12 protein-coding genes and 1 pseudogene are annotated in these 13,858 nt (G+C 70.9%); 3 read left to right on the forward strand and 10 right to left on the reverse strand.

Annotation, left to right across the window (positions count from 1 at the left end; translation table 11 throughout):
• Window positions 1-68: 68 nt before the first annotated feature.
• Window positions 69-1,280, forward strand: coding sequence for an IS701 family transposase (locus WMF20_RS29505; protein ID WP_437604873.1), 1,212 nt, complete (start codon window positions 69-71; stop codon window positions 1,278-1,280).
• 477 nt (window positions 1,281-1,757) lie between these two features.
• Here WMF20_RS29505 and WMF20_RS29510 read toward each other — a convergent pair whose 3' ends face one another.
• A complete protein-coding gene (locus WMF20_RS29510; RefSeq protein ID WP_437605244.1) occupies window positions 1,758-2,105 on the reverse strand; it encodes a hypothetical protein in 348 nt (115 codons plus the stop codon).
• Window positions 2,106-2,471: 366 nt separating this feature from the next.
• Here WMF20_RS29510 and WMF20_RS29515 point away from each other — a divergent pair.
• Window positions 2,472-2,834 (forward strand): annotated as a pseudogene (locus tag WMF20_RS29515) (tyrosine-type recombinase/integrase); the annotation flags it as partial.
• Between the two features lie 224 nt (window positions 2,835-3,058).
• Here the strand turns inward: WMF20_RS29515 and WMF20_RS29520 are convergent.
• The 3 genes from WMF20_RS29520 to WMF20_RS29530 all read right to left on the reverse strand — a co-directional run bounded on the left by WMF20_RS29520 (window position 3,059) and on the right by WMF20_RS29530 (window position 5,373).
• Window positions 3,059-3,280 carry a hypothetical protein gene (locus WMF20_RS29520; RefSeq protein WP_437605245.1) on the reverse strand — a complete coding sequence of 74 codons (222 nt, stop codon included), beginning with the start codon at window positions 3,278-3,280 and terminating at the stop codon, window positions 3,059-3,061.
• A gap of 267 nt (window positions 3,281-3,547) precedes the next feature.
• Window positions 3,548-4,573 carry an S-adenosylmethionine:tRNA ribosyltransferase-isomerase gene (locus WMF20_RS29525; RefSeq protein ID WP_437605246.1) on the reverse strand — a complete coding sequence of 342 codons (1,026 nt, stop codon included), beginning with the start codon at window positions 4,571-4,573 and terminating at the stop codon, window positions 3,548-3,550.
• Window positions 4,570-5,373, reverse strand: a complete 804-nt coding sequence (locus WMF20_RS29530) for an SDR family NAD(P)-dependent oxidoreductase (RefSeq protein ID WP_437605247.1) — start codon at window positions 5,371-5,373, stop codon at window positions 4,570-4,572. Before WMF20_RS29530 ends, WMF20_RS29525 begins: the two co-directional genes overlap by 4 nt.
• Window positions 5,374-5,461: 88 nt before the next feature.
• Here WMF20_RS29530 and WMF20_RS29535 point away from each other — a divergent pair, with 88 nt between their 5' ends.
• A complete protein-coding gene (locus tag WMF20_RS29535; protein WP_129577549.1) occupies window positions 5,462-6,022 on the forward strand; it encodes an XRE family transcriptional regulator in 561 nt (186 codons plus the stop codon).
• A 40-nt stretch (window positions 6,023-6,062) separates the two neighbouring features.
• Here the strand turns inward: WMF20_RS29535 and WMF20_RS29540 are convergent, their stop codons facing one another.
• From WMF20_RS29540 to WMF20_RS29565, 6 genes are read right to left on the reverse strand one after another with little or no spacing between them, the layout of a single operon-like run.
• A complete protein-coding gene (locus WMF20_RS29540) occupies window positions 6,063-7,085 on the reverse strand; it encodes a hypothetical protein (protein WP_437605248.1) in 1,023 nt (340 codons plus the stop codon).
• A 60-nt stretch (window positions 7,086-7,145) separates the two neighbouring features.
• Complete coding sequence (locus WMF20_RS29545; protein WP_437605249.1) at window positions 7,146-8,468, reverse strand: family 1 glycosylhydrolase; 1,323 nt, start codon at window positions 8,466-8,468, stop codon at window positions 7,146-7,148.
• Entirely contained in the window at window positions 8,465-9,586 is a 1,122-nt protein-coding gene (galK, locus tag WMF20_RS29550; protein ID WP_437605250.1) for a galactokinase, read from the reverse strand. Before galK ends, WMF20_RS29545 begins: the two co-directional genes overlap by 4 nt.
• Window positions 9,583-11,472: a glycoside hydrolase family 2 protein gene (locus WMF20_RS29555; protein ID WP_437605251.1), complete on the reverse strand. Its 1,890-nt coding sequence runs from the start codon at window positions 11,470-11,472 to the stop codon at window positions 9,583-9,585. Before WMF20_RS29555 ends, galK begins: the two co-directional genes overlap by 4 nt.
• Before the next feature lie 50 nt (window positions 11,473-11,522).
• Window positions 11,523-12,647, reverse strand: coding sequence for a UDP-galactopyranose mutase (glf, locus tag WMF20_RS29560; protein ID WP_437605252.1), 1,125 nt, complete (start codon window positions 12,645-12,647; stop codon window positions 11,523-11,525).
• Window positions 12,632-13,786, reverse strand: coding sequence for a glycosyltransferase family 1 protein (locus tag WMF20_RS29565; RefSeq protein WP_437605253.1), 1,155 nt, complete (start codon window positions 13,784-13,786; stop codon window positions 12,632-12,634). The genes glf and WMF20_RS29565 overlap by 16 nt, the downstream gene beginning before the upstream one ends.
• Window positions 13,787-13,858: the final 72 nt, after the last annotated feature.

Genomic DNA, 13,858 nt, shown 5'->3' on the forward strand with positions numbered 1-13,858 from the left:
GCCTTTCTGCGGACCGGAGCTTGCCGCCCTGCAGGGGCGACACAGCCTGATGTGTCGTGGAGTACACAATGAACGCCGCCGCCCAGCGGCGGCTGGACGCCTACTTCTCGGACATCGGGGACATCCTTGCCCATCCGCTGCGGCGCGAGTCGTTCGCGATCTATGCGATGGGGCTGCTCGGCGAGGCGGAACGCAAGAGCATTGAGCCGCTCGCTGCCCGAGCCTGCCCCGACCCGGCGCGCGTGCAGGCGGCGCACCAGAGCCTGCAGCATTTCATCTCGAACGCGCACTGGGACGATCACGCCGTGCGCCGGTACGCGGCCCGCTACGCCATCGCGGCGATGGCTGAGCACGCTCCGGTCTCGGCGTGGCTCATCGACGACACGGGCTTTTTGAAGAAGGGCGAGCACTCGGTGGGGGTTCAACGGCAGTACACCGGCTCCGCCGGCAAGATCACCAACTGCCAGATCGGCCTCAGCCTGAGCGTGGCGACGCGCTACCACCACGTGCCCATCGATTTCGAGCTGTACCTGCCTCGGAGCTGGGCCGAGGATCCGGCGCGACGGCGCGAAGCCCGCATACCTGCGTCCGTGCAGTACAAGAGCAAGGTCGACTTGGCGCTCGGCATGATCGAGCGCGCCGTGCGCGAAGGGATCCCCGGTGACATCGTGCTCGCCGACGCCCTCTACGGCAACGCCCATGAGTTCCGGGAGACGGTGCGCCTGCTGGGGTTCGACTACGCCGTGGGGATCGAAGCGCCCACCAAAGTCCTGCTGCTCAGCGGAAGCGACTCCGAGCGCTGCACCCCGATGAGCGTGGGCGAGCTGGGGCGACGTCTCGGCCGTCGGGGCTTTCGGCGGATTGCCTGGCGCGAAGGGACCGGACGCACGCTCTCGTCGCGCTTCGCGCTGCGGCGCGTGCGCGTAGCGAGCCGCGATGGCATTCCGGTCGCGCAGCACGAGCCGGTCTGGCTGCTGATCGAATGGCTCGACGGAGAACGTCAGCCGACGAAGTTTGCCCTCACGACACTGCCGGCCCGGATGTCCCGGAGGGAGATCGTGCGCCTCTACAAGGAGCGCTACCGTACCGAGAAGGTCTACGAGGAGCTGAAGGGCGAGCTCGGCCTGGATCACTTCGAAGGCCGGCGCTTTCCCGGCTGGCACCACCATGTGACCGTCGCCCTCAGCTGCTACGCGTTCGTTGTCGCCGAACGCGCGCGGCATTTTCCCCCCTCGGCCGAACGAACGCGTTTCCCCACGCCGTTCCCACTCGCGGCCTGAGCGCCATGTTAGCGACTCCTTCGCCACCTGCCGTCTTGCCATCGCCCGCGTGCTGACCCGCTGGCTGCCCCGGTGTCCCAGCTGCCACCGTCGACACGCCGAGGTCCCCAGGCTCCAGTCCCTCCGGCTGTGACACAGTGGTGCTAGGCTGGCGCTGAAGTAGAGCGGGCCCGCTCGGCGCTACCAACGCCGGACGGGCCCTTGATCGACCCCCGCTTTCCCGGAGACCGACCCATGACCGACGTACCGCAGCGGCGGGCGCGCGCCAAGCGCTCGCCTGCAGTCGCTACCTCGTCCGTTCCTTCAGCCGGATCGACCGAGCGCCGCGCACGTGCGAGCCGCCCTGGCGGGCGCGCCTCGCCGCCAGAGGCGGGAGCCGCGCCCGGTGCGAGCCTACCGGGAGTGTCGAGCTCTGCGGAGCGCCGGCAGGGCACCGCGCCATCAGCGGCAGGCGACAAGCGCGCCAACGGCTCCGGGTCAGTCCGGCTGCGCAGGAACACGTGGACCGCGCGTCTGAGCCTCGGCGAGGCGGGGCGACGCACGTTCAGCCTGCCGACGTGTCGGACCGAGCACGACGCCAACGCGCGGCTGGAAGTGTTGGCCGATCTCAGCAGGCACCTGCTCGCTGCTGGGCAGATCGTGCTCGGCCTGCCGCTGCTGGAGCAGGCTGCCGCGCGCGAGGGCAGCGCGCTCCGTGACGTCCGGATCGCGATCAACCACCTGTGCAGGGGCGAAGCGCGCGCCCGTGCCTCCGGGGAAACCACGTTCGCCGAGTTCGCTGAGCGGGTTCTTTCTGGAAAGCTTGCCGAGCAGTATCCGGATCATGTGAAGGCGATTCGGACAGCCGATAAATATGAGCAGAGGCTGGGCCACGTGCTCGACGTGCTAGGCCCTGTTCCCCTCGTGCGCTTCACACTCGACCATGCTGACCACGCGATGTCACGGTTGCCGGTGCACCTGGAGCCCGGATCGCGCCGAATTATTGCGATTGTCATCCATCGGCTACTGGCACTGGCTGCCTACCCCGCGCGCATCATCGCGCACAACCCGCTGCCACGCGGGTGGATTCCGAAGATAGAGAATAACAAGGCAAAGGGTTACTTGTACCCCGACGAGGATCAACGCCTCATGAGGAGTCAGTTGGTCCCGCTGTGCTTCCGGATCTACTACGGCTTCCTCACGCGCGAGGGAATGCGAGCCGACGAGGCCGGAACTCTCGAATGGTCGGATGTCGACCTTGACCGGGGAGCCGTTGTTCTCGATGAGAACAAGACCGATGACCCCCGTGCCTGGGCACTATCGCCTGATGTGGTGCGCGCGCTTCGTGCTTATCGCGAGCTCTGGCCGGACAATCGGCGTGTCTTCGTCGGGCCAAAGTGTGACCCCTTGCCGGGTTGTCACGGGGCGGAACGCTTCAGAGAACACCTCCAACGCGCGGGAGTCGATCGACCCGAGCTGTTCGAGACCACGGAGTCGAGGCTGAACATCCGATTGCACGACACTCGAGCGACCTTCATTACCATCAAGCTCGCGAATGGTCGCACGGAGACGTGGATCTCCGACCGAACCGGACACAAGTCGAGCGGCCAGATCCACCACTACAAGCGCGCCGCGCGCAAGATCGCCGAGCTTGGGCTGGGCGACTTTGCCCCCCTGGACGAGGCGATCCCCGAGCTGAGAGGAAAGGGCGGCTCGGTAGGAGGAGGCCAACCCGCGTCCGCTGGAGCAGGCATGGGCTCGGCGAGCGCCGAAGCTTCCGCCTCCGGCGCGCCGCCCGGTCAGACGGCGCCCCCGGACGACGTCCCCGCCCCCGCCACGGCGGACGCTGGCGCCTTCACAGGCGGTTCGTTGGGCCCGCGTTGGGCCACGCCGGAAGAGGGCTCGGCCACGCGGCAGTCGGAACCAATTGAAATAATAGATATTTCTGCCGCTGACGCCTCGGCGCCGGAGATGTCCTCACGGAACATCTCGACGAGGGCGTTGTGCTCGAGCGTCGGCATGACGCTCGGCCTCGAGCACACGACATGCCGACACGAAACCACGGGAAAACCCGAGGAGAGGGGCAGCTCAGGGGTGGCGGCGCCATGGCGGAACGGGCGGCGACCACGCCCCACGCCACGGCACGACGGCCCACCGGCGCAATCAGCTGTGCTCGCATCTCCGGAGATGGGCCGCCGCTGCCATCCATCGTGGCCGACGACGCGCGGGCGGGCGTTTCGCTATGGTTTCCTCGTACGATGTTCTGATGATCTTCCGTCACCCGGAAATCAGCCGAGGACCAGGTACGAGTCGCCGAACTCGTGGCAAAGATACCCCGCCCGCTCGGCGTACGCGTTGGCGCGGTGGAGCAGCGGGGCCGGCGCGAACGCCTCGAGCAGGCGGAAATGGCTCTCGGTCGGGTCGTGCACGCCGGTCAGGAGCCCGTCCACGACCCGCGGCCGGAAGCCGGGGTGGAGGACCAGATCCGTGACGCCCACGCCGGCCCGAAGCTCACCGCCGCTCTCGGCGGCGCAGCCCTCCAGGGCGCGCGTCACCGTCGTGCCCACCGCGACGACCCGGCGCCCACTCGCCTTGGCCTCGCGCACCGCCGCCACCGTCTCCTCCGGGATCTCGAAGCGCTCCGGCAACGGGAGCAGGGCGTCGAGCGCCGGCTCGCCGGTCGACGAGATCCCGGCCGCGTGCGTCAACGAGGCGACGCGCACGCCGCGGCGGATCAGCTCGAGCAAGAGCCCCCACACGAGCGGCCGTCCGGCCGAGGGGAGCTCGGCGCAGCGCGGCCGGCTCGCGTAGCGCGTCTGCGTGTGCCAGATCTCGAGCGGCGCCGCGACATAGGCATACTGGATCGGCCGCCCCCTCCGGTAGAGCGCCGACCAGAGCGGCGCGCCCCGCTCGCGGAAGGCGATCTCGACGAGGCGCGGCGAGGCCGGCGACACGCGCTCGACCGCGGCCGACAGGTCGTCGCCGAACGTCACCGCGTCGCCCGGGCCGAGCGCGGGCGGCGGCGGGCGATCCTCGGTGCGCGTGCGAAAGGAGCCCGCGCCGAACAAGAGGGCCGCGTAGCGCCCCTCGGACAGCTCGCCGATGAGGCGCACCTCCACCGCCGCGCCGCCCCCGGTCGCGCCGTGGAGCGACGCCGGCAGCGTGGCGCCGTCGTTCACGACCAGGAGATCGCCCGGCTCGAGGAGCGCGGGAAGATCCGCGATGCGCCCGTCGCGCAGGCGCCCGAGGCGCGGATCCACGTGGAGGAGCCGCTCCTCGAGGGGGTTCTCGCGAGGCCAGGCGGCGGGGCTCATGGCGCCTCCTCGAAGCGCGCCGCCTCGACGCGCGCGCCGCTCGGCACCTCGCCGGCGCGGCCGACGAGGGCGACGATGCGCCTCGCCACGTCCGCGGGATCGGCCAGCGCGCTCGGATCGGCGTCGGGGATCGCCTCGGCGTGCATCCGCGTGTTCATCTCGCCGGGATCCACCGCGTAGAACGCGACGCCCGTGCCCTCGAGCTCGGCGGCCCAGGTGCGGCTGAGGTGATCGAGCGCCGCCTTCGAGGCGCCGTACGCGCCCCACCGCGGATAGGCGTTCACGGCCGCGTCCGAGCTGATGTGGACGACGACCCCGCGCCGCCGCAGCGCCATCGCGCCCGCGATCACCTTGGTGAGGCGGAACGGGCCGACCACGTTGACCTCGAGCACGCGGCCGAGATCCTCGCACTCGGTGTCGAGCAGGATCGGCAGCGGCGTCCTGCCGAGCGTGCTCGCGTTGTGGATGAGCAGATCGATGGGACCGACCAGCGCCGCCGCCGCCCCGGCGATCGCGTGGGTCTGGCCCTTGTCGCCGATGTCCGCCGCGAGCGCGTGCGCCACCCCGCCCTGCGCGGTGATCTCGGCCGCCACGGCCTCGAGCGGCGCGCGCTCGCGCGCGACAAGGACCACCGCCGCGCCCCTCCGGGCGAGCTCCCGCGCGAGCGCGGCGCCGAGCCCGCGGCTCGCCCCGGTGACCAGCGCCGCGCGCGGCGCGAACGGCGCGCCCCGCGCCGCGCGCGCCTGAGAGATGCCTCCGGCCTGGATCAACGACTCGCTTCCGGTCGATTCGTCGTTCATGTGCTTCCTCCTCGACGAGAGCCTAATCCGCGCTGGCTCATAGCTTGGAGCTACCTCCAGTATCTTGGAATCGTGCTAATCTCCGGTCATGGATCACGACGCGGAGCTCGCGGGGCGGCTCTCGAAGAACATCAAGCAGCTGCGCGAGGCGCGCGGGCTCACGCAGCAGCAGCTGGCCAAGCTCGCCGGCGTGCCCCGGGCGACCTGGGCGCACCTCGAGTCCGGCGCGGCGAACCCGACGCTCGGCGTGCTCCACCGCGCCGCCGCCGCGCTCCAGGTCTCGATCGAGGAGATGCTCTCCGCGCCCCGCGCCACGTGCCAGCTCTACGCGCGCGACACGCTGCCCACGCGCTCCCCCGGCCAGGCGCTCGTCCGCAAGCTCCTGCCGGATCCGATCCCGGGCATGGAGATGGATCGCATCGCGCTCCCGCCGGGCGGGCGCATGACGGGCGTCCCGCACACCCCGGGCACCCGCGAGTACCTGACGTGCGAGTCGGGGGAGCTCCAGCTCGTGGTCAGCGGCGAGCGGTTCACGCTCGGCGCCGGCGACGTCGCGGTGTTCCGCGGCGATCAGCGCCACTCGTACAACAACCCCGGCAAGCAGCCGGCGGTCGGCTACTCGGTCGTGGTGCTCGCGCGGGTGCTCTGAGCGGCGGGCGCTCGCCCTGAGCGCGCACGGGCGCTCGCCGTCAGCGCTTCCTGCGCCGGGCCCGCGTCGCGCACGCGAGCAGCGCGAGCGCCGCGCCCCCGAGCGCCCCCTCGCCGCCCGGGCCGCGCTCGCCGGCGGCGCGGCAGCTGCAGCCGCGCACCGCGGCGTCCTCGTCCCCGCCGCCATCGCCGCCGCCGCTGCCCGGCTCCGTCCCTGAATCGCACGTTCCGCCGGGATAGACGTCCTCCTCCGTCCACGCCGGCTCGGACGGCCGCGAGGAGCTCGCCTGCGCCGTCTCCGGGTCCTTCCTGTAGAAGCAAGGCCTGCAGGCGTGCACGGCCTCGCCGGCGGCGTTCCCGGCCGCATCCATCGCCGTGGCCCGGAAGCAGAGCGCCGTCGGGGCGTCGATGCCGGCGAGCACGTCCACGGTCCGATGGATGGCCATGGTCACCGACGCGGCGGTCGTGAGCTGGCTCGTCGAGAACACCGGCTCCGTGAACCTGACGTCGCGGAACGCCTCGACCGTGTAGATCACGGGGGACGCGCCGGGCCCCGCGGCCTCGCCCTCGGCCGTGACCCACCACGCGAGATCGCTGTGCGACGCGCAGCTCCCGCTGCTCGGCCTGGAGTCGGCATAGTCGTAGAGGTCGAACGAGAGCCCGCTCGGCGCCGGCGGAGCCTCGGTGTCCGCGGCGCCGGCCGTGAGCTCGATCCGCGTCGCCTCGCACCCCTCGTCCGGGCAGAAGCTGCCCTCGATCACGATCGCCTGCCCCTCGCCGGGCGGCGGCTCGATCCGCGCGACGAGGTCGTAGCCCGCCGCGGGCACGTCCGGCGCGGCCACGAGGCTCGCCGGCTCGCCGTCGACGGTCACCGACACGGCGTCCAGCGAGAGGGCGTGGCCGGCGAAGAAGAGCGCGGCGTTCCCCGGGGTGGACCCGCCGCTCTCCGGAAAGACCTCCGTCAGGCCGGGATACGGCATGCCGCACGCGTCCGCGCTCGCCTCCATCGCCAGGGGAAAGGCCAGCGCCGCGATCATCCCAGCAGTCCACGAACCATGGCTCATGACGCCAGGGTATCGCCCCGCCGCTCCCCCCGGAGCGGAGAGCACGGCTGGAACGCCGGCCTACCCGCCCGCCAGCGCCGCTTCCGTCGATCGCGGCGCCCCGTAGAGCACCCGCTCGTCGCGCCGCCACCAGCCCGGCGCCCCGGCGAGCGGGTGCTCCGTGCGGCCGGTGGACGCGAGCTCCTGCGCGACCACCGCGAGCGCCGTGGGCCGCGGCGCGGGCCCGCGCACGTCGAAGACCCCCGGTTCATAATGGCCGCGCGGCTGGGTGACCAGGCTGTCCCAGTCGTAGGCCCCGAAGGCGGACCACAGCGTCACCGCCCGCACGTCGGCGCCCTCCGCCCGGGCCGCGCGCGCGCCCTCCCAGGCCTCGACCAGCCAGCGGATCTGCTCCTCCGGCGTGCACCCGAGGTGGACCTCGGTGATCGCGATCGGCGTCGCGTACCGCCGCCACACGTCGCGCAGCACCTCGCGGTGGCCGACGATCCCCGCCTCCCGGACGCGCACCGCCTCCACGTCGGCGTACGCGTCGCGCCCGTTGCCGCCGTGCGTCCACGCGGGGTAGCGATCGAGGCGGTGATCGAGGAACCGATCGCTCGTCAGGTAGTAGTTCACGCCGATCACGTCCGGCGGGCACGGCTCCGCCGCGAGCCGCGCGAGCTCCTCGTCGGGCACGCCGCAGTCGAGGAGGTGCTGGTGGAGCGGGTGCGCGACGTCCACGCGCCCGTACAGCAGATCGAGGCTCAGCCAGCGCCGGTGGTTCTCGAACGCCGCCTGGTAGGCGAGCCGGGGCGCGCTGGCGATCGCGCCGAAGTCCTCCGTCTGCACGAGCCGCGCGTCCGGGCGCACCCGCCGGATCGCGCGCATCGCGGCCGCGGTGGCGCGCGTCTGCACGAGCAGCGCGCGCATGAGGGAGGCCGAGTCCCGGCGGTGCGGGTACCAGTGCCCGTAGAGCGCGCTGAAGCGCGCGGTCGTGAGCGGCTCGTTCACCGGCGTGAAGTCGCGCACCCACGGGTAGCGCTCCGCCATGGCGCCGGCGAACTCCGCGAGGCCGGTCGCGAAGCTGTCCTCCATCAGGCTGGTCCACGGCGGCCCGCTGCCGTGGTGGACCAGCCCGACGATCACGTCGATGCCGAGCTCCCGCAGCCGGTGGAGGCGCTCGTCTGCCCACGAAAAATCGGCGCTCCGCGGGCCGTCCGGCGCCGTGCGCTCCCACAGGACCGGGTACCGGACGGCCTTGACGCCGAGCTCCGCGAGCAGGTCCAGGTCGGCGATGCGGCCGTGGTGGCCCGTGCGCTCCAGCTGGTCGAAGTACCGGTCGCCGACGCGGTTGACCGTGCACTCGACGCCGGCCCAGAGCGCGATCCCGGAGCGCCCGCTCACGGGGCCGCCCCTCCCACGAGCACCGTCGCGCGTCGGCCCTGTGCGGCCGGCGCTCGCGCGTAGGCCTCGACGACGGCCCGGCCCACCTGTGCCGCGCAGCCGCGCTTCACCAGGGCCACGATCGAGCCGCCGAAGCCGCCGCCGGTCAGCCGGGCGCCGAAGACGTCCGGCTGCGCCCGCGCGCTCTCCACCAGCGCGTCGACCGCCGGCACCGACACCTCGAAGTCGTCGCGCATCGACCGGTGCGACGCGTCGAAGAGCTCGCCCAGGCGGCCGAGATCCCCGGCGCGGAGCGCGGCCACGGCGGCGAGCACCCGGGCGTTCTCGGTCACGACGTGGCGCGCGCGCCGGTCGAGCGGCGCCGGCAGCGACGCGATGCGCTGCTCGGCCGCCGCGTCGACGTCACGGAGCTGCGGCACCCCGAGCAGCGCGGCGGCGCGCTCGCACTCCGCGCGACGCGTCTTGTAGTCGCCGCTCGCGTGCTGGTGCGCCACCCCCGAGTTCACGACGAGCAGCTCGGCCTCGGCGGGCAGCGGGATGCGCTCGAACGCGAGCGTCCTCGTGTCGAGGAACAGCGCCGTGCGCTCGTCGGCGAGGCTCGCGGCCATCTGATCCATCGTCCCGACGGGCGCGCCCACGAAGTCGTGCTCCGCCGCGTGCGCGATCCGGGCGATCTCCACGTCGTCGATGGACAGGTCGAGCATCGCCCGCAGGGCGCGGGCGAGCGCCACGAGCAGCGAGGCGCTCGACGACAGGCCGCTGCCGAGCGGCACCGACGACGCGATCCTCGCGTCGAAGCCGGGGATCGACACGCCCCGGCCGCGCAGGACCGCGGTGATGCCCTGCACGTAGTCGAGCCACAGGCCGCGGCGCGCCTCCTCGCCGGCGCGGAACGAGAGCTGGGCGCCGCCGTCGACGTTCTCCGTCACGACCTGGATGAGCCCGTCGTCCCGAGGCGCGATCTCGACGCGCGTCTTCTGCGGGATCGCCGTCGGCAGCACGTACCCGCCGTTGTAATCGGTGTGCTCGCCGATCAGGTTCACGCGCCCAGGCGCCTCGGCCAGGAGCTTCGCCGGGCGGCCGAAGACGGCCTCGAAGCCCTGCCCGCGCGCGGTCATCGCGGCGCACCCATGTCCACGAGCCCGGGCATGTCCGCCAGGGCCGGCATGTCCGCGAGCCCCCCGTCGCTCAACGTCGAGGGCGTCTCGTTCGGGCCGACGAACGGGAACCCCTGCGTCGCCGCCGCCATCTTGTGCAGCGGGAACTTCGGCGTGCGGTCGGCGCGGAGGAGGCCGTTCGCCTCCTGGTACGTGTCGGCGAACTGCGTGTAACAGAAGCCGGCGAGCAGCTCGAGGGAGTTTATCACCTTCATCAGCTTCGTATAACGCTCGGCGAACTCCTCCGGCGTCCTGCACGCGGAGTACCCCCACGTGCCGCCGTCGCCGTTGCCGGGCGCGACCGCGATCCCGCCGAACTCCGACAGCACGATCGCGGTCTCGTGGCTGACCGACGGGTCGAGCACGAGGGCGCGGCCCCCGGGCCTCTCCCGCTTCAGCAGCTTGGGCACGACGTCGTGCGCGAAGTAGCGGCGCGCGATGCGCTCGGGCGACGGATCGTAGTCGTGGATCCCGATGATGTCGGTCGCCACGCTCTCCCACCCGTCGTTGCCGATGACCGGCCTCGTGTAGTCCATCGACCTCGTGAGGTGATAGAGCGCCTGCACGTAGTGCCGCTCGTTCGGGTTGTCCGGCAGGTTCGGGACGCCCCACGACTCGTTGAACGGCACCCACGCGACGATGCACGGGTGGCTGATGTCCCGCCGGATCGCCTCCAGCCACTGCCGCGCGAGCCGCTCGATCGACTTGCGCGTGTGCCGGTAGGCGCTCGGCATCTCCTCCCAGACGAGCAGCCCGAGCTTGTCCGCCCAGTAGAGGTACCGCGGATCCTCGATCTTCTGGTGCTTCCGGGCGCCGTTGAAGCCCATCTGCTTCGTGAGCTCGACGTCGCGGCGCAGCGCCTCGTCGTCGGGCGCGGTGATCCCGGTGCCCTCCCAGTAGCCCTGATCGAGCACCATCCTGAGGACGTACGCCCGCCCGTTCAGGAGGAAGCGGTCCCCGCGGACGGCCACCGAGCGCAGCGCCGTGTAGCTCTTCACGCGGTCGATCGTCATCCCGGACTGGTCGTAGAGGACGATGTCGGCGTCGATCAGCGTCGGGCGCTCGGGGCACCACAGGAGCTCGTTGCGGAAGTCGTCGATGCCGGGGTCGGAGAGCGTGATGCGCCGGTGGACCTCCCCGGCCACGACCGTGTACTGGTCGTTCGCGATCGTCATGTCGCCGACGCGCAGCCGCACGCCGACGCGCGCGCCCTCCACCGGCGCGTTGGCCACGCGGACCTCGACCGCGATCTCCCAGCGCTCGAGGTTCGGGGTCCACCGGAGGTACTCGACGCGCATGCGCGGCACGCGCTCGAGCCACACCGCCTGCCAGATCCCCGTCGTCCGCGGGTACCAGATCGAGTGAGGCTCGAGCTTCCAGTCCTGCTTGCCGCGAGGTTTCGCGAGGTCGTTCGGATCGTCGTGGGCCTGCACCACGATCGTGACGCTCTCGCGCCCCTTCACGTGCTCGGTGATGTCGAGCTCGAACGGCGTGTAGCCGCCCTCGTGCTCGCCGGCGAAGCTGCCCTCGATCCACACCCTGGCCAGGTAGTCCAGGGCGCCGAAGTGCAGGATGAGCCGCTCGGAGGGGTCGAGCTCCGGCACCTTGACCTGCCGCCTGTACCAGCAGGCCTTGAAGAAGCCGGTCTCGCCGACCCCGCTGCGCGGCGTCTCCGGGGCGAACGGCACCTCGATCGTCCTGTCGAAGCGCGCGTCGGCCGGGGAGCTCCACTCCGCCCGGGGATCGAGGGCGAACTCCCACGCTCCGTTCAGCGAGGTCCAGCCTTCTCGCCGGAGCAGCGGGCGCGGATAGCCGCGGGCGCCGCCGCTGTCCGCCGGCGGCGGCACCGAACCTGGGATACCGATCTGTGCAAGGTGCTGTCGAGGCATGGGTCCGTTCAGGCAGCGACGGTCACCGCTGCTCCGTCGAGCTTGGCTTCGCGGATGTGGTCGAAGGTGGCGAGCGCCTGACCCACGACCTGGTCCATGTTGTAGTACCGGTACGTCGCGAGCCGCCCGACGAAGCGCACGTTCGGCGTCGCGTCGGCGAGGGCCTTGTACTTCCGGTAGAGCTCCGCGTTCTCGGGCCGCGGCACCGGGTAATAGGGGTCGCCCTCGGCCCTCGGGAACTCGTACACGACGCTCGTCCTCGGGTGCTGCTGCCCCGTGAGGTACTTGAACTCCGTGATGCGGGTATACGCGTGCTCGTTCGGGTAATTGACGACCGCGCCCGGCTGGAAGGTCTCCGTGTCATGCGTCTCGAACTTGAACTCCAGGGAGCGGTAGGGAAGCTTCCCGTAGCGGAAGTCGAAGAACGCGTCTACCGGCCCGGTGTAGATCATCTCCCTGAAGCTCACCTCGTTCATGACATCGCGGTAATCCGTGTTCAGGAGAATCCGAATCTTCTTGTGATCCAGCATGTTCTCGAACATCCGCGTGTAGCCGCGCAGCGGCATCGCCTGGAACTCGTCCGTGAAGTACCGGGAGTCGTAGCTCGTGCGCGCCGGCACGCGCGAGGCGACCGAGGCGTCGAGCTCCGACGGGTCGAGCCCCCACTGCTTGCGCGTGTAGTTGCGGAAGAACTTCTCGTAGAGCTCCCGGCCCACCTTGCTGACGACCGCGTCCTCGGAGGTGCGGCAGTGCTTGATCGGCTCGGCGACGCGGGTGAAGAACGCCTCGACCTCGGCGGGCGAGTAGCTGGTCCCGTAGAGGGCGTTGACCGTATCCACGTTGATCGGGAACGGGACGAGCTTGTCGTCGACGTGCGCGAGCACGCGGTGCTCGTACGGGCGCCACTCCGTGAACTGCGACAGGTAGCGGAAGATGCGCGGCGACGCGGTGTGGAAGATGTGGGGGCCGTACTTGTGGATGAGGACCCCGGCGTCATCGTAGTAATCGTACGCGTTGCCGCCGATGTGCGGCCGCTTGTCGCACAGGAGGACCGATTTGTTCATCTGCGAGGCAAGGCGCTCCGCGAGCACGCTGCCAGCGAACCCAGCACCTACGATCAGAGCGTCGAACACGGTACGTTCCCCTCCGCCCGGACGGCCGCCGGACGCTTGGATTGGAGTGCGTCAGCGATGAGCTTCGACATCGCGCGCCACGTCTTGTCCCATGACGTCGCGCTCACCATCTCGTCCGCGATCGCGATGTGCTCCTCTCGCGGACCTGCCAGCGCCGCCTCCACCGCGGCGACGAACGTGGAGGCGTCGGCGATGTGCACCGCCCTCTTCTCGCCGTAGGGCGTGATCACGTCACGGATGGCGGTGGAGACGACCGGCTTGCCCGCGGCGAGGTACTCGAGCGTCTTCGTCGGGCTGATGAACCGGGTCGCCTCGTTGAGCGCGAACGGCATGAGCGCGACGTCCCAGCCGCCGAGGTAGGCCGGAAGATCCTGATAGGACTTCTGGCCGAGCCAGTGGATGTTCGGCCGCCGGGGCAGCGTGGCCGGGTCGATCTTCACGACCGGCCCGAGCATCACGAGCTGGAAGTCGGGGCGCTCCTTGGCCACGCGGGCGACGAGCTCGACGTCGAGCCGCTCGTCGATGACGCCGAAGAACCCGAGTCGCGGCCTCGGGATGTCGCGCTGGTCGTCCGGGTCCTCGGCCTGCGCGCGCGCCTTCGCGAAGTGGGCCGCGTCGACGCTGCTCGGGAAGGCGTGCACCGACGGGTGGTGGGCGCGCTTCGCCTCGTAGAGGCTCTGGCCGCCGGTGAACACGAGATCGGCGCGCGCGAAGAGCTCGCGCTCCCGCTCCCGGAGGAGCGGCGGGGCGCCGCGGAAGGCAGAGAGCTCATCCATGCAGTCGTAGACGACGAGCGACGGCTCCACGTCGGCGGCGATCGGCAGCGAGATCGGCGTGTAGAACCACAGGATCGGCTGCCGGATGTCCTGCTCCCGCACGAAGGCGTTGAGCAGGCGGCGCTGCTGCGTGAGGGCCTCCTCCTGCTCGGTGCGGTGGGGGAGGTGGGGGACGACGATGGTGAGATTGGCCTCGATGTGTCTCGCCTCGAGCCTCGGGGGCCCGTCCTCGAACACGGGCTCTTCGACGAAATAAACCCGCCTCTCCTGCGCGAAGCGGCTCATCAAGTGGTTCGGCCGCTGGAAGACGAAGTTCCAGCGCAGGTGCGACAAACAGATGAGATCGGGCCCGGCCTGCTTCATCTTGTCTCCGATTTCTGTGAAATTGGGAATGTACCGCGCCGTTTTTTAGCGCTTTTAGTTTAGCAATTTACG

The organism is Sorangium sp. So ce834 (assembly GCF_051521425.1).
In the GTDB taxonomy this organism is placed as follows: domain Bacteria; phylum Myxococcota_A; class Polyangia; order Polyangiales; family Polyangiaceae; genus Sorangium; species Sorangium cellulosum_D.